The sequence below is a fragment of the Rhodovulum sulfidophilum DSM 1374 genome, assembly GCF_001633165.1.
Taxonomy (GTDB): domain Bacteria; phylum Pseudomonadota; class Alphaproteobacteria; order Rhodobacterales; family Rhodobacteraceae; genus Rhodovulum; species Rhodovulum sulfidophilum.
In genome coordinates, this window is sequence record NZ_CP015418.1 from 1,371,818 (window position 1) to 1,396,127 (window position 24,310).

The 24,310-nt window shown below is 67.3% G+C and carries 21 protein-coding genes and 1 pseudogene; 13 read left to right on the plus strand and 9 right to left on the minus strand.

Translation table 11 applies throughout. The annotated features are described in order from the left end of the window. Positions 1-97 precede the first annotated feature (97 nt). Together A6W98_RS20940 and A6W98_RS20245 are read left to right on the plus strand one after the other, a co-directional pair. Positions 98-256, plus strand: a pseudogene (locus A6W98_RS20940) (IS5/IS1182 family transposase); the annotation flags it as partial. A gap of 228 nt (positions 257-484) precedes the next feature. Continuing rightward, the gene (locus tag A6W98_RS20245; RefSeq protein ID WP_155734738.1) at positions 485-1,120 is read left to right on the plus strand and encodes a VPLPA-CTERM sorting domain-containing protein; all 636 of its coding nucleotides are present in this window, start codon (positions 485-487) and stop codon (positions 1,118-1,120) included. 451 nt (positions 1,121-1,571) lie between these two features. Here the strand turns inward: A6W98_RS20245 and A6W98_RS06575 are convergent, their stop codons facing one another. Together A6W98_RS06575 and A6W98_RS06580 are read right to left on the minus strand one after the other, a co-directional pair. After that, complete coding sequence (locus A6W98_RS06575) at positions 1,572-2,951, minus strand: NCS1 family transporter (RefSeq protein WP_081251818.1); 1,380 nt, start codon at positions 2,949-2,951, stop codon at positions 1,572-1,574. 29 nt (positions 2,952-2,980) lie between these two features. Further along, a complete protein-coding gene (locus tag A6W98_RS06580) occupies positions 2,981-3,679 on the minus strand; it encodes an aspartate/glutamate racemase family protein (RefSeq protein WP_042459402.1) in 699 nt (232 codons plus the stop codon). 133 nt (positions 3,680-3,812) lie between these two features. Between A6W98_RS06580 and A6W98_RS06585 the strand changes: the two genes are divergently transcribed. Together A6W98_RS06585 and thiC are read left to right on the plus strand one after the other, a co-directional pair. Further along, positions 3,813-4,499, plus strand: a complete 687-nt coding sequence (locus A6W98_RS06585; RefSeq protein ID WP_052677952.1) for a GntR family transcriptional regulator — start codon at positions 3,813-3,815, stop codon at positions 4,497-4,499. 290 nt (positions 4,500-4,789) lie between these two features. Further along, positions 4,790-6,541 (plus strand): phosphomethylpyrimidine synthase ThiC, encoded by a 1,752-nt coding sequence (gene thiC / locus A6W98_RS06590; RefSeq protein WP_042459406.1) that lies wholly within the window; start codon positions 4,790-4,792, stop codon positions 6,539-6,541. A gap of 108 nt (positions 6,542-6,649) precedes the next feature. Here the strand turns inward: thiC and A6W98_RS06595 are convergent, their stop codons facing one another. Further along, positions 6,650-7,672 carry an aldo/keto reductase gene (locus A6W98_RS06595; RefSeq protein WP_042459410.1) on the minus strand — a complete coding sequence of 341 codons (1,023 nt, stop codon included), beginning with the start codon at positions 7,670-7,672 and terminating at the stop codon, positions 6,650-6,652. 182 nt (positions 7,673-7,854) lie between these two features. Between A6W98_RS06595 and A6W98_RS06600 the strand changes: the two genes are divergently transcribed. Next, positions 7,855-8,748: an AraC family transcriptional regulator gene (locus tag A6W98_RS06600; RefSeq protein ID WP_042459413.1), complete on the plus strand. Its 894-nt coding sequence runs from the start codon at positions 7,855-7,857 to the stop codon at positions 8,746-8,748. A gap of 32 nt (positions 8,749-8,780) precedes the next feature. Here the strand turns inward: A6W98_RS06600 and A6W98_RS06605 are convergent, their stop codons facing one another. Next, positions 8,781-9,257, minus strand: coding sequence for an Lrp/AsnC family transcriptional regulator (locus tag A6W98_RS06605; protein ID WP_042459416.1), 477 nt, complete (start codon positions 9,255-9,257; stop codon positions 8,781-8,783). A 160-nt stretch (positions 9,258-9,417) separates the two neighbouring features. On the opposite strand from A6W98_RS06605, the gene A6W98_RS06610 reads away from it, so the two are divergent. Next, positions 9,418-13,014 (plus strand): hydantoinase B/oxoprolinase family protein, encoded by a 3,597-nt coding sequence (locus A6W98_RS06610; protein ID WP_042459419.1) that lies wholly within the window; start codon positions 9,418-9,420, stop codon positions 13,012-13,014. A gap of 56 nt (positions 13,015-13,070) precedes the next feature. Here the strand turns inward: A6W98_RS06610 and bhcR are convergent, their stop codons facing one another. Then, positions 13,071-13,898, minus strand: coding sequence for an HTH-type transcriptional regulator BhcR (bhcR, locus tag A6W98_RS06615; RefSeq protein ID WP_042459421.1), 828 nt, complete (start codon positions 13,896-13,898; stop codon positions 13,071-13,073). A 178-nt stretch (positions 13,899-14,076) separates the two neighbouring features. On the opposite strand from bhcR, the gene bhcA reads away from it, so the two are divergent. The 4 genes from bhcA to bhcD all read left to right on the plus strand — a co-directional run bounded on the left by bhcA (position 14,077) and on the right by bhcD (position 18,564). Continuing rightward, on the plus strand, positions 14,077-15,255 hold the full coding sequence (bhcA, locus tag A6W98_RS06620; protein WP_042459424.1) for an L-aspartate--glyoxylate aminotransferase BhcA: 1,179 nt from the start codon (positions 14,077-14,079) through the stop codon (positions 15,253-15,255). A gap of 7 nt (positions 15,256-15,262) precedes the next feature. Continuing rightward, on the plus strand, positions 15,263-16,234 hold the full coding sequence (bhcB, locus tag A6W98_RS06625; protein WP_042459428.1) for a beta-hydroxyaspartate dehydratase BhcB: 972 nt from the start codon (positions 15,263-15,265) through the stop codon (positions 16,232-16,234). Positions 16,235-16,376: 142 nt separating this feature from the next. Continuing rightward, positions 16,377-17,540 (plus strand): 3-hydroxy-D-aspartate aldolase BhcC, encoded by a 1,164-nt coding sequence (bhcC, locus tag A6W98_RS06630; protein ID WP_042459431.1) that lies wholly within the window; start codon positions 16,377-16,379, stop codon positions 17,538-17,540. Between the two features lie 58 nt (positions 17,541-17,598). Further along, the gene (gene bhcD, locus A6W98_RS06635) at positions 17,599-18,564 is read left to right on the plus strand and encodes an iminosuccinate reductase BhcD (protein ID WP_042459434.1); all 966 of its coding nucleotides are present in this window, start codon (positions 17,599-17,601) and stop codon (positions 18,562-18,564) included. Positions 18,565-18,601: 37 nt separating this feature from the next. On the opposite strand, the gene A6W98_RS06640 is transcribed toward bhcD, so the two are convergent. After that, positions 18,602-19,618, minus strand: a complete 1,017-nt coding sequence (locus A6W98_RS06640; RefSeq protein WP_042459437.1) for a zinc ABC transporter substrate-binding protein — start codon at positions 19,616-19,618, stop codon at positions 18,602-18,604. A gap of 81 nt (positions 19,619-19,699) precedes the next feature. On the opposite strand from A6W98_RS06640, the gene A6W98_RS06645 reads away from it, so the two are divergent. From A6W98_RS06645 to A6W98_RS06655, 3 genes are read left to right on the plus strand one after another with little or no spacing between them, the layout of a single operon-like run. Continuing rightward, complete coding sequence (locus A6W98_RS06645) at positions 19,700-20,188, plus strand: Fur family transcriptional regulator (RefSeq protein ID WP_042459440.1); 489 nt, start codon at positions 19,700-19,702, stop codon at positions 20,186-20,188. Beyond that, positions 20,185-20,982, plus strand: a complete 798-nt coding sequence (locus tag A6W98_RS06650) for an ATP-binding cassette domain-containing protein (RefSeq protein WP_042459443.1) — start codon at positions 20,185-20,187, stop codon at positions 20,980-20,982. Before A6W98_RS06645 ends, A6W98_RS06650 begins: the two co-directional genes overlap by 4 nt. Next, the gene (locus A6W98_RS06655; RefSeq protein ID WP_042459445.1) at positions 20,975-21,760 is read left to right on the plus strand and encodes a metal ABC transporter permease; all 786 of its coding nucleotides are present in this window, start codon (positions 20,975-20,977) and stop codon (positions 21,758-21,760) included. The genes A6W98_RS06650 and A6W98_RS06655 overlap by 8 nt, the downstream gene beginning before the upstream one ends. A gap of 28 nt (positions 21,761-21,788) precedes the next feature. On the opposite strand, the gene A6W98_RS06660 is transcribed toward A6W98_RS06655, so the two are convergent. From A6W98_RS06660 to cydB, 3 genes are all read right to left on the minus strand, one after another. Then, a complete protein-coding gene (locus tag A6W98_RS06660) occupies positions 21,789-22,784 on the minus strand; it encodes an SLAC1 anion channel family protein (protein WP_042459448.1) in 996 nt (331 codons plus the stop codon). A gap of 227 nt (positions 22,785-23,011) precedes the next feature. Beyond that, the gene (gene cydX, locus A6W98_RS06665) at positions 23,012-23,137 is read right to left on the minus strand and encodes a cytochrome bd-I oxidase subunit CydX (protein ID WP_060833721.1); all 126 of its coding nucleotides are present in this window, start codon (positions 23,135-23,137) and stop codon (positions 23,012-23,014) included. A 15-nt stretch (positions 23,138-23,152) separates the two neighbouring features. After that, complete coding sequence (gene cydB / locus A6W98_RS06670) at positions 23,153-24,304, minus strand: cytochrome d ubiquinol oxidase subunit II (protein WP_042459452.1); 1,152 nt, start codon at positions 24,302-24,304, stop codon at positions 23,153-23,155. Positions 24,305-24,310 lie beyond the last annotated feature (6 nt).

Below are 24,310 nucleotides of genomic sequence, written 5' to 3' on the forward strand. Positions count from 1 at the left end.
ACTTCGGAAAACCCGAGGCCCGCTCTCCTTGGCCATCGCAAGAAGACCTGCTCGGGCCATGACAAGGCGCCCGAGCGGCGGGGAGTGCCGGGCATCCGTCAAGTACGACAAGCGAAGCTACAAGCGGCGAAACCGGCTCGAGCTCATGCGCGGCAGACTTAAGGATTGGCGCCGCGCAGCGACCCGGTGCGACCGCTGCCCCAAGGTCTTCCTCTCGGTCATCGCTCTCGCCGCACAATTTATCTGCTGGTTGTGAGCCCAGAACCTGGCCGGACAGACGTCGATGAGTGCCTTCTCTCGAGACCTGTGATGTCTACTGAACAGACTTTCGCCCAGGTAGCCCTCGTTGGGCTCCACCCGAAGTAAAAACAGTTAATATTGATCCAACGTAAGATATGGTGGATTGTGAGTTCATTGCGGATTTTGGTCTGAGTTCTTGGGTTCGGGTTCGGAACCATCATACCAATCTTCGGAGGAATTAATTGTGAGAAATGAATTCTTGAGCGGAATGGCATTTGCAGGAATTTTACTCGCACCCTCATCCGTTCTTGCCGCAACTCTATCGCTAGTCGGTACGGAACTCAGTCTTAAGACCGAGGCTCAAGCGACGCCCACCAGTCAGTTGTTTGTAACTTCATTTCCTGCTTCTGTAACGGTATCGGAAACCTCTGTTGAGTTCCCCGATGTTGCCAGTCTCTTTGATCCGACAGTCGGTGTGCCTCCGGGGTTCGCGTCGTCTCTGGTCGATGTGGCCATCGATGTCGGAGCAGATTTTCTAACGATTGATTTCACGAACAGCGCGCCGTTCTCGCTGTTCGCTACTGGGTTCAAGAATACTTATGTGTTCACTTTCGCGTCGTCTGTCGCGCTTAATATCACCGACGCAATTATCGACACAAACGTCACCACGCTCGGCCTCACGGATGGCCGTGTGACATTTTCCGGTAATGAGCTTTTCGTCAACGTTCAATCGCTTCCGTTCGATACATCAACGTTTGTCCGCATCAATTTAACCTCCGAAGAAGCAGTTGCCGCCGTGCCGCTCCCAGCAGGTCTGCCGCTCCTACTGTCGGGTTTGCTCGGAATCGGCCTCCAGGCGAGGCGCAAGAAAGCTGCCTGACCTCTGTATCTCAGCTTTGCCAATCTGGCCCCGTGCTCTGCCCGGCCGGTGACGGGGTGACGGGGTGGTGTATGGCGTCTGAGCCTTGTGGCATGACCACGTTTGTTCGCAAGCTGGCGGCGTCTCTCTTCATCGTCTTGAACAGTGAATGCGCCCGATCGGGACCGCGGATCAGAGGGAAGAGAGCATGGGCAGATGACCGCATCCGCCGATCACCGGCATAGATGGCTCGTGCGAGTGGCTCGAGATCCATTGCTTGCCTGACGGTTGCAGGTTGCGTTTGCTGAATATAGCGACCGGCCAAGCGCTGCTGATCCGCCTTGCTGGCGGCATCCGGTTTCCATGTTTCACATGACCGGTGCCTTGCAAAACGAACGGCCGGGAGGGGGCATGGCCGGGATGGATGAACGGGCCCCCGAAAGGGGCCCGTTACGGAAATGGCCGGTGGCGATCAGTCGTCGCGGAAGCGGCGGGCAGAGGGCAGCCAGAGCATCAGCAGATAGTAGGACAGGCCCGCCGGAATGAGGCTCGCATACCAGGACACATTCGAGAATGCGAAGGCGGCGACCACGCCGATGGCCGTGGCGATCAGCGCCGCCGGATTGATGCCGCGATAGGGGCCTGCCGCGTCATAGAGCTTGCCGAGATCCAGCTGCTGACGACGCAGGATGTAGTAATCGACGACCAGGATCGCGAAGATCGGGCCGAGGAAGGCGCTGTAGGTCTGGATGAAGATATTGAGCCCGGCGGCCGACTCGTCCTGCACCAGCTTCCAGGGGAAGGTCGCGAAGGCAAGCAGCCCGACCAGCACCGCCGATGTCTTGAACTTCAGCTTGAAGACATCCATCAGCGCATAGGCGGGCGGAACCACGTTGTTGAGAATGTTGGTGGTGACCTGGGCGAAGGCGATGAAAAGCAGGGTGGTGACCAGCAGCAGCTTGTTGTCGACCGCGCTCGAGAACACCTTGATCGGATCGACCTGTCCGGTCGCCCCCGACACCATCAGCCCGATCATCCCCATGAAAAGCGTCGCGGGCAGGATCGAATTGGCATAGATCGTGACCTGGCGCATCGGTCCGACCCCATGGCGCAGCTCGCGCGAATAGTCCGAGACGTTCAGCATCATCGTCGAGTAGATCCCGAGAAACAGCATCGTCGCGCCCCAGAACGGTGCGCCCCAGGTGCCCTCGACATTGACCAGATTGGTCATGATCGCATCGCCGTATTTTCCGATCACGCTGAAGAACATGTAGATCAGCGAGCCGATGATGAAGACCGAGCCGATATTCTCGAGCCATTTGATGCCGTGGAAGCCCAGCACCGACAACAGGATCTGCAAAAACTGGAAGCCGATGAAGAAGGCCCAGAGATTGGAATAGTCGAACAGGGTCTCCGAGACGAGGTTGAGCGCGCCCGCCCCGATCCAGCTCTGGAAGCCGAACCAGACGATCGCGGGCACCGAGCGCACCAGCGCGGGCAGGCGCGTGCCGGAAAAGCCGAAGGCCGACCGCGCCTGCACCATGAAGGGGATGCCGTATTTGTGGCCGGCGCGGCCGTTGATCATCAGGGCGACGCCGATCACCGTGCAGCCGATGGCAATGGCCAGGAAGGTCTGGAGCAGGTTGAGCGTGCCCACCAGCCCCGAACCGATGGTGAAGGTGCCGATCGAGACGCAGCCGCCCAGCCAGGCGAAGAGATAGGACCAGGGGTCCATGATCCGCGTCTCCTGGGGCGCGAGGGATTCCTCGCCCAGCCCCTTTTCCTCGATCACATGCGGTACCTGGCCTGGTATCTGTCCAGGCGCCGCGGCCGCGGTCTCGGGCATCGTCATCGGTGTCTCTCCCCGTGTGTTTTTCGTTTCTAATGGGTTTCCGGCTGCGCATAGGCGCCGGATTTGCTGGTCCTCAATCCGGCCCCGACGAGCGCCTCGGCGAATTTCGTGGCGACGGCAACCCCGTCGATGACCGGAATGCCGGTTTCCTCGCTCAGCCAGGCCACCAGATCCGCCATCCCGGCACATCCCAGAACGACCGCCTCGCAGCCGTCTTCCTCGATGGCGCGGAGGATCTCGTCGCGCACCCGGGCCCGGGCGTCCGAACCCGGCTCTTCCAGCGCCAGAACCGGGATCGCGGCCGAGCGCACCCGGCGGCAGCGATGCGCCAGCCCGTAGCCCCGGACCAGATCCTCGATCACCGGCACCGAGCGCGGCAGGGTCGTGACCACCGAGAAGGAGGTGGCGATCATGCTGGCGGCCTTGACCCCGGCCTCGCAGATCCCGATCACCGGCCCGGTCGCGACCTCGCGGCAGGCCCCCAGCGCGGGGTCGTCGAAACAGGCCAGAACGATGGCATCGGCCCCGGCCTCTTCGGCCTCGCGCACCTCGCGCAGCAGATGCGGCGCGCACATCACCTCGTCATGATGGCCCTGGATGCTGGCCGGGGCGCCGGTGGCCGTCCGCCCCTCGATCTCGACGCCGGGGGCGGCGACGGCACGCGCGGCGGCAACGATCTTTTCCGTCATCGAGACGGTGGAGTTGGGGTTGATGACGACGAGTTTCATGATGGCAATCCCCTGGCTGTTCGGCATGATGCTATCAAAAATTGTTCACAATCCATAGTATCAATATTGCGCAACAAGCCCTGTAGCGAAATTTTGTTGCCGGGGCATGGTGCCGCAGCTTAGAGAGGACCCGATGGAGACCCCGAAGGAAACCCGGATCGTCGAGCAGATCCTCGACGCCATTGCCGATCAGCGGCTGCCGGCCGGCACGCGCCTGGGCGAACAGGCGCTGAGCGACCATTTTTCCTGCAATCGCACACAGGTACGCCGGGCCCTGGCGGCACTGACCGCCTATCAGGTGGTCGAGCATCTGCCCCATCGCGGGGCCTCGGTCGCGACGCCGACGGCCGAGGATGCCCGCGACGTGTTCCAGGCCCGGCGCGCGGTCGAGACCGCGATCTGCCGCAACGCCCTGCGCCGGGCGACGGCGGAGGATCTGGCCGCCCTGCGCGCCCATCTGGCCGAGGAGGACCGCGCCAAGGATGACGGCGACCGGTCCGAGGCGATTCGCCTGTCGCGGGGCTTTCACAATCTGCTGGCGCGGATCGCAGGCAATGCCGTGCTCGCGCGCTATGTGCAGGAACTGACCATGCGGTCGTCGCTCATCATCGGGCTTTACGGTACCCAGGCGCGGACGCTCTGTGCCAAGGACGAACATCTGAGCCTGGTCGAGGCCATCGCCGCGCGCGACGAGGCCGGGGCGCTGGGCCTGATGGATGCGCATCTGCGCCATATCGAGGCGGGCATTTCCTTCAGCGAAAGCCGGGCGCCCGCGGGCACGCTGTCCTCGATGCTGGGCGGCGGGTCCCCGCGCCCCTGAGGCCGGGCGCCGCGGCGGGTTTGACAGCCCGCGCCGGCTTTGCGATACCTCGTCGCACGTCAGGGGAGTCCCGCCGAGGGGACTGAGAGGCTGACAGGGGGAAACCCCGGTGACGCGACCCTTCGAACCTGACCCAGTTGAGACTGGCGTAGGAAGACCGAGGGGCATGCCGCGATCGACCGCCCCCCGGGCCGCAAGGGCCCCCGACCGCCAGGGTCGTCCGGTTCCGCGGTCCCGCTTTCTGCCTCATCATCCGTCTGGGTCTCGTCAGGTCAACTGAGGAGACGAAGATGAACAGACCCGACACCGTTCCGCAGATCACGCTGGGGCCGCTGCCCGCCTCGGAAAAGACCTACATGCCGGGGCGGCTGCACCCGATCCGGGTGCCGCTGCGCCGGATCGCCACCGGCGAGGGGGCGGTGACGGTCTATGACAGCTCGGGCCCCTATACCGAGCCCGACGCGCGGATCGATATCGCCGCGGGGCTCGCGCCGGTGCGGCTGCCCTTCGCGCGCGACCGGGGCGAGGCCGAGACCTATCCGGCCCGCGCCGTCACCGCCGCCGATAACGGTTTCGCCGAGGGCGCGCGCCTCGTTCCGGCCTTCCCGCTGAGGCCCGAGCCGCTGCGGGCGACGGCCGGGCGGGCCGTCACCCAGCTGGCCTATGCCCGGGCCGGGATCGTCACCCCCGAGATGGAATTCGCCGCGATCCGCGAGAACGAGGGCCGCACCGCCGCCCATAGCCGCGACGGCGAGCCCTTCGGCGCCGAGATCCCCGATCTGGTGACGCCCGAATTCGTCCGCGACGAGATCGCGGCGGGCCGGGCGATCATCCCGGCCAATATCAACCATCCCGAGCTTGAACCCATGGTGATCGGCCGCGCCTTCAAGGTGAAGGTCAATGCCAATATCGGCAATTCGGCCATCACCTCCTCGATGGAGGAGGAGGTCGAGAAGATGGTCTGGGCGATCCGCTGGGGCGCCGATACGGTGATGGACCTGTCGACGGGGCGCAACATCCACAACATCCGCGACTGGATCCTGCGCAACGCACCGGTGCCCATCGGCACCGTGCCGCTGTATCAGGCGCTGGAGAAGGTCGGTGGCGTGGCCGAGGATCTCAGCTGGGAGGTCTATCGCGACACGCTGATCGAGCAGGCCGAGCAGGGGGTGGATTATTTCACCATCCATGCCGGGCTGAGGCGCGGGATGATCGGGCTCACGGCCCGGCGGGTGACCGGCATCGTCAGCCGGGGCGGCTCGATCATGGCCAAGTGGTGCCTGCATCACGGCCGCGAGTCCTTCCTTTACGAGCGGTTCGAGGAAATCTGCGACATCTGCCGTGCCTATGACGTCTCGTTCAGCCTGGGCGACGGGCTCCGGCCCGGGTCCATCGCCGATGCCAATGACGAGGCGCAATTCGCCGAGCTGCGCACGCTGGGCGAGCTGGCGCAGGTGGCCTGGGCCAAGGATTGCCAGGTGATGATCGAGGGGCCGGGCCATGTGCCGATGCACAAGATCAAGGCCAACATGGACGAGCAGCTGAAGCATTGCCACGAGGCGCCGTTCTACACGCTCGGGCCGCTGACGACCGACATCGCGCCGGGCTACGACCACATCACCTCGGCCATCGGCGCCGCGATGATCGGTTGGTTCGGCACCGCGATGCTGTGCTACGTCACGCCCAAGGAGCATCTGGGCCTGCCCGACCGCGACGACGTCAAGACCGGGGTCGTGACCTACAAGCTCGCAGCCCATGCCGCCGATCTGGCCAAGGGGCATCCGGGCGCGCAGGCCCGCGACGATGCGCTCAGCCGGGCGCGGTTCGGCTTCCGCTGGGAGGATCAGTTCAATCTGGGGCTCGACCCGGATACGGCACGGGCCTTCCATGACGAGACCATGCCCAAGGCCGCGCACAAGGAGGCGCAGTTCTGCTCGATGTGCGGGCCGAAATTCTGCTCGATGAAGATCAGTCAGGATATCCGTGACGCGGCCGCGGCCGAAGCCGGAACCTGTCCGAACGGGTTGAGCCCCGAGGACTGATACCCGACGGCCGATCCCTGCCGGAGAAGCGGGGCCAGAGGATCGGGAGCAGAGGATCCGGGATGGGGGCCGGGCAGCACCGGCCCCCGCGTTCCGCCCTGCCGGGGCTCAGCTCTGGCTGCGGTATTCGCCCTGCCGTTCCAGCATCCAGCCCGGATATTCGGCGGGCAGGCGGGTCACCGCATCGAGCCGGGCCAGCTCGTCCTCGCTCAGTTCGACCTGCGTGGCGCCGATATTGTCGGTCAGCTGGTCCGCGCGTTTGGCGCCGATGATGACCGAGGTCACCACCTCCTGATGCAACAGCCAGGCCAGCGCGATCTGCGCGACGCTGGCGCCCCGCGCCTCGGCCATGCCGCGCATCGCCTCGATGGCGTCATGGGCGCGGTCCCTGTCGACGGGCGGGAAGTCGAAACTGGCCCGCCGCCCGTCCGCCGCCTTGCCCTCGCGGTCGTACTTGCCCGACAGCAGCCCGCCCGCCAGCGGGCTCCAGACCATCAGCCCGATGCCGGTTTCCTTCAGCATCGGCACGATCTCGCGTTCCAGATCGCGCCCGGCCAGCGTGTAATAGGCCTGCAGCGACAGGATCGGGGCCAGCCGCCGCGCCTCGGCGATGCCGACCGCCCGGACGATCTGCCAGGCGGCCCAGTTCGACAGGCCCAGATAGCGGACATGGCCCTGCCGCACGAGCGCATCAAGCGCCTCGAGCGTCTCGACGATGGGCGTTGCCGGGTCGAAACCGTGGATCTGGTAGAGGTCGATATGATCGAGCCCGAGCCGGGTGAGGCTGGCCTTGCACTGGTCCATGATATGGTGACGCGAGGCGCCGCGCGCATTCACGCCCTCGCCCATCGGCCCCATGACCTTGGTCGCGACGATCACCTCCTCGCGCGGCACGGCGAGGTTCTTCAGCGCGCGGCCCAGCAGCCGTTCGCTTTCGCCGCCGGCATAGACATTGGCGGTGTCGATGAAATTGATCCCGGCCTCGAGCGCGGTGCCGACAAGGCCGTCGACCTCGGCCTGGCCCAGCTGGCCGATCTGCCCCCACATGCCCTCGGAGCCGCCGAACGTCATGGTGCCGAGGCAAAGCTCCGATACGAAAAGCCCGCTCGGGCCGAGACGACGATAACGCATGATCCAATTCCTTTCCTGAACCGGCCGGGGGTGCGGGCGGCGGCGGCCGCCTTCCGGCCTGTGGCAGATCTGGGCTCGCAAGGGCGGGGACGCGACGCCGATCCTCTCGACTTCTTGCACGATCCTCTCATCGGGGCGGGCGGCATGCTGGAAAGGCGCGGAAGCTGTGCTAGCTCGGGGCCATGGATGACAGACTGACGGGCCTGCGGGCCAGCGTGCTTTCATTATGGCGGGCGCATGGGCGCCAGACCCCGATTGCCGGGCTTGTGCTGGCCTCTGCCGAGGTGCCGACCGGTCCGTTTCATGGCGTCTACCGGCCGTCGCTCTGTGCGGTCCTGCAGGGGGCCAAGGTCAGCCGGCTGGGCGGGCAGGCCTTCCGCTACGATGCCGGGAAATGCCTGATCGCCTCGCTGGACGTGCCGATCCGGGCCGAGATCGTCGAGGCCAGGCCCGATGCGCCCTATCTTGCCCTGGCGCTGGAAATCGACACCGCGGTCGTGGCCGAGCTGATGCTGGGGCAGGGGAACGTCGCCGACCCGCCGCCCGGAGCGGCGATCGAGGTGCACGATCTGGGCGAGGCGCTGATCGACCCGCTCGAGCGGTTGCTGGCGCTGGCCGAACGGCCGCAGGACATTCCGGTGCTCGCGCCGATGATCCGGCGCGAGATCGTCTGGCATCTGCTGACAGGTCCGCAGGGCGGGCGGCTGCGGCAGATCGGGCTGGCCGACAGCCGGCTGGCGCGGATCGGTCGCGCCATCGGCTGGATCCGCACCCATTATGCCGAGCCGTTGCGGGTGGCGCATCTGGCGGCCCTGGCCGGGATGAGCCCGGCCACCTTTCACCGTCATTTCAAGGCGGCGACGGCGATGACGCCGGTTCAGTTCCAGAAGAGCCTGCGGCTTCAGGAGGCGCGGCGGCTGTTGCTGACCCGGCCCGGGGATGTGGCGGGCATCGGCTTCCGGATCGGCTATGACAGCCCGTCCCAGTTCAGCCGCGAATATCGCCGCCTGTTCGGCGCGCCGCCGGGGCGCGACGGGGCCGAGCTGCGCCGGGGCCTGGCCGAAGCCGGTCCCTGACCGCCGCCCGGATCGTCGTCCGGACCGGGGGCTCAGACCGGCAGCACCGTCGTCGCCTTGATTTCCTCCATCGACAGCAGGGCCGTGACATTGAAGATCCGCACATCCGAGATCAGCGCCTGATAGAAGACGTCATAGGCCGCCGCATCGGCCACCCTGACCTTGAGGATATAGTCGATCTCGCCGGCCAGCCGGTGCGCTTCCAGCACTTCGGGGCGCTTCATCAGCGCATTTAGAAACCGTCGCTGCCAGTCGGCCTCATGTTCCGAGGTGCGGATCAGCACGAAGAAGCAGGTGCCCCGGTCAAGCGCCTTCGGGTCGACGATCACCGTCTGCTGGCGGATCACCCCCGCCTCGCGCATCTTGCGGATGCGGTTCCAGACCGGTGTCTTCGACGAGCCGACCTTGCGGGCGATCTCGTCGAGCGACTGGCCGGAATCGGTCTGGAGTTCGCCCAGGATGCGACGGTCGAGCGCGTCGAGCTTGGGCTGGGGGTCGTCATGTGCCATCGGGGCCTCCGGGATTTCAGAGGTCAAGGATCGGAATAATGTTCCGGAGGCACAAGGTGGAAACGCCCTTTTCGAGGAAATATGTTTCGCTTGCGCGGCGGGCTTGACCTCTGGCAGGGCGCGCGGACAAGGTGCCGCGATCGACAGGACGGGGGATGGCATGGCGGCGGACAGGTGGGATTTCTGGATCGACCGGGGCGGCACCTTCACCGATCTGGTGGCGCGCAGGCCCGACGGGCGGCTTCTGACCCACAAGCTCCTGTCGGAGAACCCCGAACGCTATGACGACGCGGCGGTGCAGGGGATCCGCGAGCTGCTGGGCCTCGGCCCGGACGAGCCGCTGCCGCGGGGGGCCATCGGATCGGTCCGGATGGGCACCACGGTCGCCACCAACGCGCTTCTGGAACGCAAGGGCGAACGGGTGCTGTTGCTGATCACCGAAGGCTTCGGCGATCTCCTGCGGATCGGCTATCAGGCGCGGCCGCGGCTTTTCGATCTCGAGATCCGCCGTCCCGAGCTGCTTTACGAGGAGGTGGCCGAGATCCGCGAGCGGCTCGATGCCGAGGGCGGGGTTCTTGTCCCGCTTGACGAGGATGCCGCCCGGGCGGCGTTGACGGCTGCCCATGCCAGGGGCATCCACGCCGTCGCCATCGCGCTGATGCATGGCTATCTGAACCCGGTTCACGAGGACCGGCTGGCCGAGCTTGCCCGCGAGACGGGCTTTACCCAGGTCTCGGTCAGCCACCGCGCCTCGCGGCTGATCAAGCTGGTCGGACGCGGCGACACGACCGTGGTCGATGCCTATCTCTCGCCGATCCTGCGCCGCTATGTCGACCGGGTGGCGGAGGCGCTCGATCTGGGGCAGGGGGGCTGCGAGCGGCTTCTTTTCATGCAGTCGAATGGCGGGCTGACCGATGCCGCGCTGTTCCAGGGCAAGGATGCGATCCTGTCGGGGCCCGCGGGCGGGATCGTCGGCATGGTCAGGACCGCCGAGGCCGCGGGGTTCGACCGGCTGATCGGCTTCGACATGGGCGGCACCTCGACCGATGTCAGCCATTATGCCGGCAGCTATGAGCGCAGCTTCGAGACCGAGGTCGCGGGCGTCCGGATGCGGGCGCCGATGATGGATATCCACACCGTCGCGGCGGGGGGCGGGTCGATCTGCAAGTTCGAGGACGGCCGGTTTCAGGTCGGCCCCGAAAGCGCGGGCGCCGATCCGGGCCCGGCCTGCTACCGTCGCGGCGGGCCGCTGACCGTGACCGACTGCAACGTCATGCTGGGCAAGCTGACGCCCGCGCATTTTCCGGCCGTCTTCGGCCCCGGGGGCGATCAGCCGCTGGATGTCGAGGCGGTACGAACGAAATTCGCGGTGCTTGCCCGCGAGGTCGCCGCCGAGACCGGCACGCCCGAGCGCAGCCCCGAGGACATGGCCGAGGGCTTCCTGCGCATCGCCGTCGACAACATGGCCAATGCGATCCGCAAGATCAGCGTCCAGCGCGGCCATGACGTGACCGGCTACACGCTGCAATGCTTCGGCGGGGCGGGCGGCCAGCATGCCTGTCTGGTGGCCGATGCGCTGGGCATGCGCCGGGTCTTCCTGCATCCCTTCGCCGGGGTCCTGTCGGCCTATGGCATGGGGCTGGCCGAGATCCGGGCGATGGAGGAGGGCCAGCTTGACCTGCCGCTTGCCGACGAGGCCGGGGCCGAGGCGGCGCTGGCCGATCTGACCGCGCGGGCCGAGGCGGCGCTCCGGCGTCAGGGCGTGGAGCCGACTGCGATCCGCACGCTTGCCCGCGCCCATCTGCGCTACGAGGGCTCGCACCAGACGCTGGAGGTGCCCTTCGGCCCCGCCGCCGCGATGCAGGCCGGTTTCGAAGAGCTGCACCGGGCGCGCTTCGGCTTTGCCTCGCCCGACCGTGCGCTGATCGTCGACATGCTGGATGTCGAGGCCATTGCCGAGACCGGGACCGCGCCCGCCGCCATGGCCCCCGAAGCCCGCGCTGAAATCAATGACCGGGTGGCGGTGCATCTGGGCGGCGAAACCGTCGAGGTGCCGCTTTATGCCCGCGCCACGCTGGGGCCGGGCACCCGGATCAAGGGCCCCGCGATCATCTCGGAACCCACCGGCACCGACATGGTCGAGCCGGGCTGGGTCGCCGAGGCCGACGCGATGGGCAACCTGATCCTGACCCGCAATGCCGCCGCCCGGCATGCCCCCGCCATGGGGACCGAGGCCGATCCGGTGCTGCTGGAGGTGATGTCGAACCTCTTCATGTCGGTGGCCGATCAGATGGGGGCGACGCTCGCCAATACCTCATGGTCGGTCAACATCAAGGAAAGGCTGGATTTTTCCTGCGCGATCTTCGATGCGCAGGGCGATCTGGTCGCCAATGCGCCGCATGTGCCGGTGCATCTGGGCTCGATGTCCGAGTCGATCCGCACGGTGATGCGCGGCCATGCGGGTGCGATCCGGCCGGGCGACGCCTTCATGCTGAACTCGCCCTATAACGGTGGCACCCACCTGCCCGACGTGACCGTGGTGACGCCGGTCTTCCTGGGGGACGAGATCCTGTTCTGGCTGGGTTCGCGCGGGCATCATGCCGATATCGGCGGGCGCACGCCGGGGTCTTCGCCGCCCGACTCGCGGCGGATCGAAGAGGAAGGCGTGCTGATCGACAACCTGCGCCTTGTCGATCGCGGGCGGCTGCTGGAGGCCGAGGCCGAGGCGGTGCTGCGCTCGGGGCCCTGGCCCTGCCGCAATGTCTCGCAGAACATGGCCGATCTGAAGGCCCAGATCGCCGCCAACGAAACCGGGCGGCGGGCGCTTCTGGAGGTGGTCGAGCGCTACGGCCGGGACGTGGTGGCGGCCTATATGGGCCATGTCCAGGACAATGCCGAGGAAAGCGTGCGCCGGGTGATCGGCACGCTGAAGGACGGGCGGTTCCGCTATCCGATGGATCATGGCGCCGTGATCGAGGTGGCGCTGCGGGTCGACCGCGCGGCGCGCGAGGCGGTGATCGACTTCACCGGCACGAGCCCGCAGCACGAGGGCAATTACAACGCCCCCTTCGCGGTCTGCCGCGCGGTGGTGCTTTACGTCTTCCGGACGATGGTGGGGGCCGACATCCCGCTGAACGAGGGCTGCCTCAAGCCGCTGCGCATCGTCGCGCCCGAAGGCTGCCTGCTGAACCCGACCTATCCGGCGGCGGTGATCGCGGGCAATACCGAGGTCAGCCAGGCCGCCTGCAACGCGCTTTACGGCGCGCTGGGCGTCGTCGCGGGCAGCCAGGCGACGATGAACAACTTCGTCTGGGGCAATGATTGTTTCCAGAATTACGAAACCATCGCGGGGGGCACCGGGGCGGGGCCGGGCTTTGCCGGTTGCGACGCGGTACAGAGCCATATGACGAATACCCGGATGACCGATCCGGAGGTGCTGGAGCGGCGGTTCCCGGTCCGGCTCGAAGCCTTCGCGATCCGCAAGGGCTCGGGCGGTGCCGGGCGCTGGCGCGGTGGCGATGGGGCGATCCGGCGACTGCGCTTCCTCGAGCCGGTGACGGTGACGACGCTCTGTGCGCATCGCGAGATCCCGCCCTTCGGGGCATCGGGCGGGGCGCCGGGTTTGGTGGGCGAGAACTGGGTGGAACAGGCGGACGGCCGGCGCGAACGTCGGCGCGGCAATGACGAGATCGCGCTGGAGGCCGGAGTGCTTTTCGAGATCCGCACCCCCGGCGGCGGTGGCTGGGGCAGGCCGTGAGTGCGGGGCTTTGATTTTTCGACTAAAAATCAAAGCCTCCGCCCCGGAAAAATCCGCTACGCCGATTTTTCGGTCGGCGAAATGCCACCGGTGGCGGCGGTGACCCGATCGGCCGCAGCCCGGACCTCGGCGCCGATCCCGTCGGCTGCGTCCAGCGGAATCCGGAACGCGGGGCCCGAGACCGACAGGCCTGCGATCGGCTCGCCATGGGCGTTGAAGATCGGCGCCGCGATGCAGCGCATGCCTTCGGCCCGTTCCTGATCGTCGATCGCGTAACCGCGGGCGCGGGTCCGGTCGAGATCGGCATGCAGGCCCGTTTCGGAGGTGATCGAGCGCGGCGTGAAGCCCGGCAGGCCTTGCGTTTTCAAGATAGCCGCGACCCGTGCTGCGGGAAGAAAGGCCAGCAGCGCCTTGCCGATCCCCGAGCAGTGCATCGGCCCCCGGGTGCCCGGCGAAAAGAAGGCCCGGATCGTCTCATGGGTTTCGACCTGGGTCAGGAACAGCACCTCGTCGCGATCCTCGACCCCCAGATTGGCGGTCTCGCCGGTGGCCCGCATCAGCGCCTGCATCGCGCCCCGCGACCGCTCGGCGACATTGGTGCGCCGCAGAAAACCCGATCCGATCCGGAACGCGCCCGGCCCCACATGCCAGCGCTGCGCCTCCTCCTCCAGTTCAACGATGTCGTGACCCTGCAGCGTGATCAGGACCCGGTAGACGGTGGCCGGGCTCTGATTGCTCAGGGCCGCCAGTTCCGAGAGCGTCAGCCCCTTGGTCTCGCTCAGTGCCGTCAAGAGCCCCATCGCCCGGTCGAGGGCACGCACCGTGTTCTGGTCGGTCTTGTCGTGAAAGGCGCGCGGGCGGCCGCGCGGGCGGGGTTGTGTCATCCGAGTCGGTCCTTCATGCCTGAAGTGAAATGTTTTTTCATAATTTCACGATGCCGGAGGCCACTGATAATAAATGACTTTACCACTTTTTTCGTTTGACGGAAAAGGCTTTCAGAAAAAATTGCGCCGCAGCGCCACCGGGCGGTATCCATGGGCAAGCCAGATGAAGGACCGCCCGATGCACGCCTCGAACCCGATCTTCCTGCCCGGCCCGACCAACCTGCCCGAGCCCTTGCGCCGCGCCTGCGACATTCCCACCATGGATCACCGCTCGGCCGCTTTCGGCCCGATCCTCGCCGCCGCCAAGGACGGCGTCGCGCGCATTCTCGGCCTGTCCGGGGGCGAGGTGGCCCTTTTCCCGGCGACCGGAACCGGCGGCTGGGAGGCGGCGGTGACCAATGCGCTTCGGCCCGGCGACAAGGTTCTGGCCGCCCGCCACGGCATGTTCTCGCGCAAGTGGATCGATCTCTGCCAGCGCCACGGGCTCGAGGTCGAGATCGTCGAGCGCCCCTGGGGCGAGGGCGTTCCGGTCGAGGAGTTCGCCGCTGCGCTGGCCGCCGATGGCGGTCACCAGATCCGGGCCGTGCTGGTCACCCATAACGAGACCGCGACCGGTGTGACCTCGGATGTCGCCGCGGTGCGCGCGGCGATGGATGCGACCGGGCATCCGGCGCTTCTGATGGTCGACGGGGTCAGTTCGATCGGCTCCATCGAGTTCCGGATGGATGACTGGGGCGTCGATCTGGCGGTTGCCGGTTCGCAGAAGGGTTTCATGCTGCCCGCGGGCCTGGCCATCATCGGCATCAGCGCGAAGGCGCGGCAGGCGATGGAGACGGCCGGGCTGCCGCGCTGTTTCTTCGATATCCGCGACATGGCGGACGGGAACTATCCCTATACGCCGCCGGTCGGGCTCATCAACGGGCTGGCGGTCTCGACCGGCCTGCTGCTCGAGGAAGGCATGGAGAATGTGCGCGCGCGCCATCACCGCATCGCCGAGGGCGTACGGCGCGCCGTCGCCGCCTGGGACATGACGACCTGCGCGGCGGCGCCCGAGCTTTGTTCGGACACGGTGACGGCCATCGTCACGCCCGAAGGGTTCGATGCGGGCCGGATCGTGCGCCATGCGGCCGAGGCCTATGGCGTGGCCTTCGGCGGGGGCCTGGGCGAGGTCGCGGGCAAGGTGTTCCGGATCGGCCATCTGGGGCTGATGAGCGACGTGATGGCGCTGTCGGGGATCGCCACCGCCGAGATGGCGATGGTCGATCTGGGCCTGCCCGTCCGGCTTGGCAGCGGCGTTGCCGCCGCGCAGGAGCATTATCGCAACAGCAGGACCGCGCCCGTGCAGGCGGCGGCGTGAGGAAGCCATGAAGGACCACGGACCCCTCTACATTCCGACCTATGACGACGTGATCCGCGCCCATGAGCGGATCGCCCCCCATATCCACCGCACGCCGGTTCTGACCTCGTCCTGCATCGACGGCATGGCGGGCGCCTCGCTCTTCTTCAAATGCGAGAATTTCCAGAAGGCCGGCGCCTTCAAGGTGCGCGGCGCCTGCAACGCGGTCTTCGGGCTCGACGAGGAAAGGGCCGCGGCCGGCGTGGCCACCCATTCCTCGGGCAACCATGCGCTGTCGCTGTCCTATGCGGCGGGTCGCCGGGGCATTCCCTGCCATGTGGTGATGCCGCGCACGGCGCCGCAGGCCAAGAAGGATGCCGTCCGCGGCTATGGCGGCGAGATCACCGAATGCGACCCCTCGACCAGTTCGCGCGAGGCGGTCTTTGCCGAGGTCGAGGCCCGGACCGGGGCCGAATTCGTCCATCCCTACAATGACTGGCGGGTGATCGCCGGGCAGGGCACCTGTGCGCGCGAGCTGAACGACCAGATCCGCGACCTCGATGCGGTGATCGCGCCCATCGGCGGCGGCGGAATGGTGTCGGGCACCTGCCTGACCCTGTCGAGCCTCGCGCCGCATATCGAGATCTACGCCGCCGAACCCGAACAGGCCGACGATGCGTATCGCAGCTTCAAGGCCGGGCATATCATCGCCGACGATGCGCCCGAGACGGTGGCCGACGGGCTCAAGGTGCCGCTGAAGGATCTGACCTGGCATTTCGTTTCGTCGAACGTGACCGACATCCTGACCGTGTCGGAGGCCGAGATCGTCGAGGCGATGAAGCTGATCTGGAAGCGGATGAAGATCGTGATGGAGCCGAGCTCGGCGGTGCCGCTGGCGGCGGTGCTGAAGAACCGCGAGCTTTTTGCAGGCAAGCGCGTGGGCGTGATCGTGACCGGCGGCAATGTCGATCTCGACCGCCTGCCCTGGATGACGGCATGAAACCCGCCGCGCAGCTGCGGCAACGGGTGAGGCACGCCTCCGGCGGCATGCGAGGGCTCTGCCGCCCTTGCGCGCAGGACCGCAGGCGACGGATGGGAATTTTGCGCGCCCTTGAGGCGCCCGGGACGCTGGGAGAGAGACGATGAAGGACGTGACCGATTTCGACGGGCTCGAGGTGGGCTATGACATCCCGGCCCTGCCGGGGATGGCTGAAAGCGAGATCCAGACCCCCTGTCTGGTGCTGGATCTCGACGCGCTCGAGCGCAACATCAAGAAGATGGGCGACTGGGCCAGGGCCCATGGGATGCGCCACCGGGTGCATGGCAAGATGCACAAGTCGGTCGATGTGGCCAGGCTGCAGGAGCGGCTGGGCGGGGCCTGCGGGGTCTGTTGCCAGAAGGTGTCGGAGGCTGAGGTCTTCGCGCGGGGCGGGATCAAGGACGTTCTGGTCTCGAACCAGGTGCGCGATCCGGCCAAGATCGACCGGCTGGCGCGGCTGCCGAAACTGGGCGCTCGGACGCTGGTCTGCGTCGACGATCCGGAGAACGTGGCCGAGCTGTCGGAGGCGGCTGTGCGGCACGGCACCGAGATCGAATGCCTGGTCGAGATCGATTGCGGCGCCGGGCGCTGCGGCGTGACGACGACGCCCGAGGTGGTCGCCATCGCCAGGGCCATCGATGCGGCGCCGGGGCTGCGCTTTGCCGGGCTGCAGGCCTATCAGGGCGCGATGCAGCATCTTGATTCCTATGAAGACCGGAAGGCCAAGATCGAGATTGCCGTGGCCATGGTGCGCGAGGCGGTCGAGGCGCTGAAGGCCGAGGGGCTGGCCTGCGACATCGTCGGCGGCGGCGGCACCGGATCCTATTATTTCGAGGGCAGCTCGGGCGTCTATAACGAGCTGCAATGCGGCTCCTATGCCTTCATGGATGCCGATTACGGCCGCATCCTCGATGCCGACGGCAAGCGGATCGACCGGGGCGAATGGGAGAATGCGCTGTTCCTGCTGACCTCGGTGATGAGCCATGCCAAGGCCGATAAGGCGATCTGCGATGCCGGGCTCAAGGCGCAATCGGTCGACAGCGGCTTGCCGGTCGTCTTCGGGCGTGAGGACGTCACCTATGCGAAATGCTCGGACGAGCATGGGGTGATCGCCGATCCCGAGGGCGTGCTGAAGGTGGGCGAGAAGCTGAAACTCGTGCCGGGCCATTGCGACCCGACCTGCAATGTCCATGACTGGTATGTGGGCGTGCGCAACGGCAAGGTGGAATGCCTCTGGCCGGTCTCGGCGCGCGGCAAGGCCTACTGATCCAGCGGTCGGGGCCTTCGGGCCCCGATTTTTCGACGAAAAATCGTATGGGGGGCGGATGTTCATCGTTCCGGAAAAGGAAATCGCCGGGCTGGTCTCGGCCGATCAGTGTTTCGAGGCGGTCGAGGCCGTCTTTGCCGCGATGGCACGCGGCGATGCGTATAATTTCCCGGTCATCCGCGAGGCGATCGGCCATGCCGAGGCGCTTTACGGCTTCAAGTCGGGCTTCGACCGGGCGGGGGCCGTGCTCGGGCTCAAGTCGGGCGGGTACTGGCCGGGCAATGCCGCCAAGGGGCTGACCAATCACCAGTCGACCGTGGTGCTGTTCGATCCCGACAGCGGACGGCCCGCGGCTCTGGTCGGGGGCAACCTGCTGACGGCGCTCCGCACCGCGGCGGCCTCGGCGGTCTCGATCCGCTATCTGGCGCGCAGCGACGCGCGCGTGCTGGGCGTGCTTGGGGCGGGCCATCAGTCGGCCTTCCAGCTCCGTGCCGCCGTCGCCCAGCGCCGCTTCGAGAAGATCGTGGGCTGGAACTACCATCCCGAGATGCTGCCCCGTCTGGCCGAGACCGCAGCCGAGCTCGGCCTGCCTTTCGAGGCGGTCTCGCTGGAAGATTTCGGCGCGCAGGCCGATGTCATCGTCACGATCTCGTCCTCCTTCTCGGCCCAGCTCATGGATGCCCATGTCCGGCCCGGCACGCATCTGGCCTGCATGGGCACCGACACGACGGGCAAGCAGGAGATCGACCCGGCGATCTTTGTCCGCGCCAGGGTCTTCGCCGACGAGATCGCGCAATCGGTCGAGATCGGCGAGGCCCAGCATGCCGTTGCTGCGGGGCTCATCGCGGCCGAAGACATCGTCGAGATCGGCGCTGTCATCAATGGCACCGCGCCGGGGCGTCAGTCCGATGACGAGATCACGGTCTTCGACGGCACAGGCGTCGGATTGCAGGATCTGGCGGTGGCGGCCCGGGCGGTCGCGGCGGCCCGGGCCAGGGGTGTGGCTGTCGAGGTGGACCTCTGAGCCGCGCCCCCCGTCCGGCCGCGGCTCAGCCCCTCTGTCAGCCTTCCGTGCCGGTGACACAGGCGGCGATGGTCCGGGCAAGCCCGGTCAGCAGCGCCGGGTAGAGATCGGGGCCGTAGGCGAGCGTGCTGCCCGACGGATCGAGCGGCGCGCCGACCCGCACATCGGTGCCCTCGGCGATCGCTTCGGCATAGGCCGGGTCATGCTGGGCCTCGGGGAAGAGGCAGGCGACGCCTTCATGCCGCAACTCGTCCCGCAGCCCGGCCAGCCGTGCCGCGCCGGGTTCGGCGGCATCGCCCATGGCGATGGATCCGGCCACGGTCAGGTCGAAATGCTCGGCGAAATAGCCATAGGCATCGTGAAAGACCATGATCGGCCGGTCGCCCACGGGCGCCAGCAGCTGCCTGGCTTCGGTCTCGGCCGCCGCGATCCGGTCGAGTGCCGCATGGGCATTGGCCTCGTAGGCGGCGGTGTTGTCCGGATCGGCCTCGGCCAGGGCGCCGCTGATCCGCAGAACCCAGACCCGGGCATTCTCGGGATCGAGCCAGGCATGGGGATCGATGCCGTCGTGATGGTGATGCCCCTCCTCGCCCGCGTGGTCGTCATGGTCATGATCCTCGTCCGGCATGGCGGCCTCGTGGTGGTGATCCTCGGGCTCACCATCATGGTCATGGTCATGGTCATGGTCATGGTCATGGTCGTGATCGTGGGCCTCGTCGTCGTAGCTGCGTCGATAGGTGCCCGGCGCCTCGATCAATGCGACGGCCTGGGCGTCGGGACCGAGCCCGTTCAGCGCCCGGTCGAGCCAGGGCGTCAGCTCGGGACCGACCCAGAACACCAGCCCGGCCTCGCTGATCGCGCGGGCCTGCGAGGGCTTCAGCTGGAAGTGATGCGGGTCGCCGCCCTGATCCAGCAGGATCTCGGGGCTGCCCAGATCGCCCATCACCTCGGCCACCAGCGACTGCACCGGCGGGATGTCGGTCACAACGCGCGGCGGCTGGGCGGCCGCGGGGGCGGCGAGGGCAAGAAGAACAGGGAAAAACAGGGGGCGCATGGACCGGCTCCTTGGAAATGGCGCTTGCGGAAGGTATGGTGGAATGAATATGTTATAAAATAACAAGTCAAGAGGGTCCGGATGAGAATCGATGCCGAGCGGGTGTTTTCAGCCCATGACCATGCTGCCTGCCGCCGGGCGACGCTGGAGCGGGCCGAGGAAATCGTCGCGGCCGAGGGGCTGCGGCTGACGCCGGTGCGGCGCCGCACGCTCGAGATCCTGCTTGAATCGCATCAGGCGCTGGGGGCTTATGAGGTGCTCGACCGGCTGGTCGCGTCGGGCTTTGCCCGCCAGCCGCCGGTTGCCTACCGGGCGCTGGATTTCCTTGTCGATCACGGACTCGCGCACCGGATCCGGCGGCTCAACGCCTTTGCCGCCTGCATGCGGCCCGGCGAGCCGCACCGCCCGGCCTTCCTGATCTGCGACACCTGCCATGCGGTGGCCGAGGCCCCTGGTACGGCCGTTGCCGACGCGATGCTGGCCGCGGCCGGGACGGTGGGGTTCGAGATCGAGCGGATGAGCCTCGAGGCGGTCGGCCGCTGTCCCGCCTGCCGCGAGTCGCGGGCATGACGCTGGTTGCCGCGCGCGGGCTGACGGTGCGCTATGGCGGGGTCGCCGCTCTGACCGGGGTCGATTTCGCGATCGATGGCGGCGAGATCGTCACCCTGGTCGGACCGAACGGGTCGGGCAAGTCGACACTGGTGCGGGCGGTGCTGGGCGCGGTCCGGCCGAGCGCGGGCACTGTCACAAGACGCCCGGGGCTCCGGATCGGCTATGTGCCGCAGAAACTCGCCGTCGACGACCGGATGCCGCTGACGGTGCGCCGCTTCCTGTCCTTGCCCGAGAGGCGCGGCGCGGCCGAGATCGCGGCGATGCTTGAAAGGGTCGGTGCGGCCGGGCTCGAGACCCGGCAGATGACCGCGCTGTCGGGCGGGCAGTTCCAGCGCGTGCTGCTGGCCCGCGCGCTTCTGGGCGGGCCCGAGCTTCTGATCCTCGACGAGGCGACGCAGGGGCTCGATCAGCCCGGCACCGCGGCCTTCTACCAGCTGATCGCCGATCTTAGGCGCGAGACCGGCACGGCGGTGCTGATGGTCAGCCACGATCTGCATGTGGTGATGAGCGCGACCGACCGGGTGCTTTGCCTCAACGGCCATGTCTGCTGTCAGGGCCAGCCCCATGTCGTGACCGCAGCGCCCGAATACCGGGCGCTGTTCGGCCATGGCACCCAGGGCACGATGGCGCTCTATCAGCACCAGCATGACCATGCCCATGACGGTTGTCACGGGCAAGGCCACGCGCACGGGCCGGAGCCGGGCCGGGGCGGGGCGGGACACAGGACCGAACCGGAGGCGGCCGATGCTTGACGATTTTCTGGTGCGGGCGGCATTGGCGGGCGTCGCGGTGGCGCTGGCGGCCGGGCCGCTCGGCGCCTTCGTGGTCTGGCGGCGGATGGCCTATTTCGGCGAGGCCACGGCCCATGCGGCGATCCTGGGCGTCGCCATCGCGCTGGGGTTCTCGATCTCGATCTTCGCGGGCACGCTGGGGGCCGCGCTTGCCATGGCGCTGGCAGTCACCTCGCTGTCGGGCCGCGGGCTGGCGATGGATACCGCGCTGGGCGTCGCGGCCCATGCGGCGCTGGCGGTCGGCCTGGTCTCGGTCTCGTTTCTCAGCGGGGTCCGGGTCGATCTGTCGGCCTATCTTTTCGGCGACATCCTCGCGGTCGGCCGCAGCGATCTGGCGGTGATCTGGGCCGGAGCGCTGGCGGTGCTGGCGCTGATCGTCTGGCGCTGGACGGCGCTTTTGACGGTGACGGTCAGCGAGGAACTGGCGACGGCCTCGGGGCTCGATCCGGGGCGCGAGCGGCTGGTCCTGACGGTGGCGCTGGCGCTGGTCGTCGCGGTGGCGATCCAGGTGGTGGGGGCGCTTCTGATCGTGGCGATGCTGATCGTTCCGGCCGCCGCTGCCCGGCCCTGGTCGCGCACGCCCGAGGCGATGGCGCTGATCGCTTCGGGGATCGGCGCGCTCTCGGCGCTGGCCGGGCTTTGGGGGTCGTACCATTTCGACACGCCCGCCGGACCCAGCATCGTGGTCGCGGCCAGCTGCGCCTTTGCGCTGAGCCTCGCGGTGCCGCGGCGGGCCTGACGGCCCGTCGCGCGGTCCGGTCCGCCGGTCATTCGGGGTGGCAGATCTCGTTTCTGGCGATGGCCAGCAGCGTGCGCCCGACCAGCCCCGCGATCACCGCGCTCAGAAAGGCCAGCAAGGCGCCGCCCAGCCAGAGATGGAAGACCGAACCACTGGCGTCGGCGTAAAGGAAGGTCGCGATGGTCAGCGCGGCCAGCGGGAAGGAAAGCGCCCAGAAGGACAGCGCGAAGGGCAGGCGCAGGATCCGCGGGAGTTGCGTCGCCACGATCAGCGCGAAGACATAGGCGGCATTGAGAAAGAACATCGCCAGCGGGTCGAACCCGCCGTGAAGCCGCATCCACGAGATGAAGCCGACCGCGGGCGGCGCGATCAGGATCACCAGCGTCGGCTGCAACCGCCCCGGCAGCGGGTCGTGGAAGGTCAGCCGGTTCATCACCAGCGTCAGCAGCACCACCCAGAACAGCGCGCCGCCCGAGAAGAACAGCCAGGAAATCTCGGGATGTCCCAGCGGCACGCCCGCCACCGGCACCAGGATGTTGCCGACCGGCGGAATGAACCAGGCCGCGTTCAGGTGGATCGGCTGGAAATGCCGCTGTCCGATCCAGTCGGAGATCACCATCAGCGACAGCAGCCCCTGCAAGGCGGTCCCGGCGATCCACACCGGCCGGGCGAGCCCCGGATAGTCGCCCATAAGCGCGACCGACAACAGGATCAGCGAGATCGAGGCGGTGGGAAAGAAGGCCAGCCGCACCGGATGCTGCCACTCGGCCGCGGCCATCGGGAAATGCGTCGCCAGTTTCAGCGCATAGAGCGCCGCGACCGCGACCAGCAGCGCGCAGGAGGCATAGAGCAGGACAGGCGAAACGGCGAGGCTCAGCCCCAGCCTGGTTCCCAGCACCTGTTCGCCGGCATGCCAGGCCAGTGTCAGCCCCATCATCCCCATGACCGTGGCGAAGAAGGTGACGGGAAAATGCGCAAGCCGGCTGTCTCGGGGGCCGGGGTCCGTCTCTGCGGTCGTGCTCATGTCGGTCGCTGCTCCTGTGCGGCTCGGGCTGAAAACATGCGGGAACGTGCATGTGTTTCCGCGCCGTATAGGGCAGATTCCAAACAGATGTCAAAGAGTCATCTTTTTGACGCGAGAGCACCCGTCGCCCCGGGGCGCGGCGACCTGCGACAGTGAAAAGGCCCGCGCCGGAGGCACGGGCCTTAGGGGGGGCCTTATGGCGGCCCCGTTTTACGACGGCGACCGGCTCAGCGGTCGTCGCGCGGCTTGCCGTCCATCATGGTTCGGTCGGCATGCAGTTCCAGCCACATCGCATTGACGACCGCGAAAAGCGCGGCCAGCGGCAGGCCGAGGATCCAGGCGAAATACCACATCTTCGGGCTCCTTTCTCAGTAGACCGAGTCGCTGTTATCGACCACGTCCGAGGCCGTGACCTTGCCCCAGAGCACCTTGTAGACCCAGGCGGTGTAGGCCAGGATCAGCGGCACGAAGATCACCGCCGAGACCAGCATCACGAACAGCGTCAGATGCGAGGACGAGCTGTCCCAGACCGTCAGCGACGAGCTGGGATCGAGGCTCGAGGGCAGGATGAACGGGAACATGGTCAGCCCGACCGAGGCGATGATGCCCAGGATCGAGAGTTTCGAGGCCAGCATGGTCCAGCCCTCCTTGTCGGTCTTGAAGCCGAGGAAGGCCAGCGCCGCGCCAAGGAAGCCCAGCGCCGGGGCGATGGCGATCCAGGGCCGCGCCTCATAGGCCGCCATCCACGATCCGCCACGGGCGACCTCGTTCATCAGCGGGTTCGACGGCCCGTCGGGCGCGACCGTTCCCACGAAGCTGTAGGCCTCGATGCCGCCGGCCAGCCAGAGGCCCGCCAGCGCATAGGTGACGATGGTGGCAAGGGCCGCCCAGGCGCCGTAGCTGCGCGCGCGGTCGGCGACCATGCCCTCGGTCTTGAGCTGCAGCCAGGCCGCGCCATGCATCACCAGCATCGACAACGATACCAGCCCCGCCAGCAGCGCATAGGGGTTCAGCAGCCCGAAGAACGAGCCCTCATAGATCGACAGCAGATCGTCGGTCAGCCGGAACGGCACCCCTTGCAGGACGTTGCCCACGGCGACGCCGAAGACCAGCGCGGGTACGAAGCCGCCGACGAACAGCGCCCAGTCCCAGGCCGAGCGCCAGCGTTCGTCCTCGCGCTTCGAGCGGTACTTGAAGCCCACGGGGCGCAGGATCAGCGCCGCGAGGATCAGGAACATCGCCAGGTAGAAGCCCGAGAAGCTGACCGCGTAAAGCGGAGGCCAGGCGGCGAAGATGGCGCCGCCGCCCAAGATGAACCAGACCTGGTTGCCTTCCCAGACCGGGCCGACGGTGTTGATCGCCACCCGGCGTTCGATATCGGTTCTGGCGACGAAGGGCAGCAGCGTGCCGACGCCCAGATCGAAGCCGTCGGTCAGGGCGAAGCCGATCAGAAGGACGCCCAGAAGCCCCCACCAGATCACGCGAAGGATGTCGAAATCCACGAATTCATGCAGGATCATCGGTCT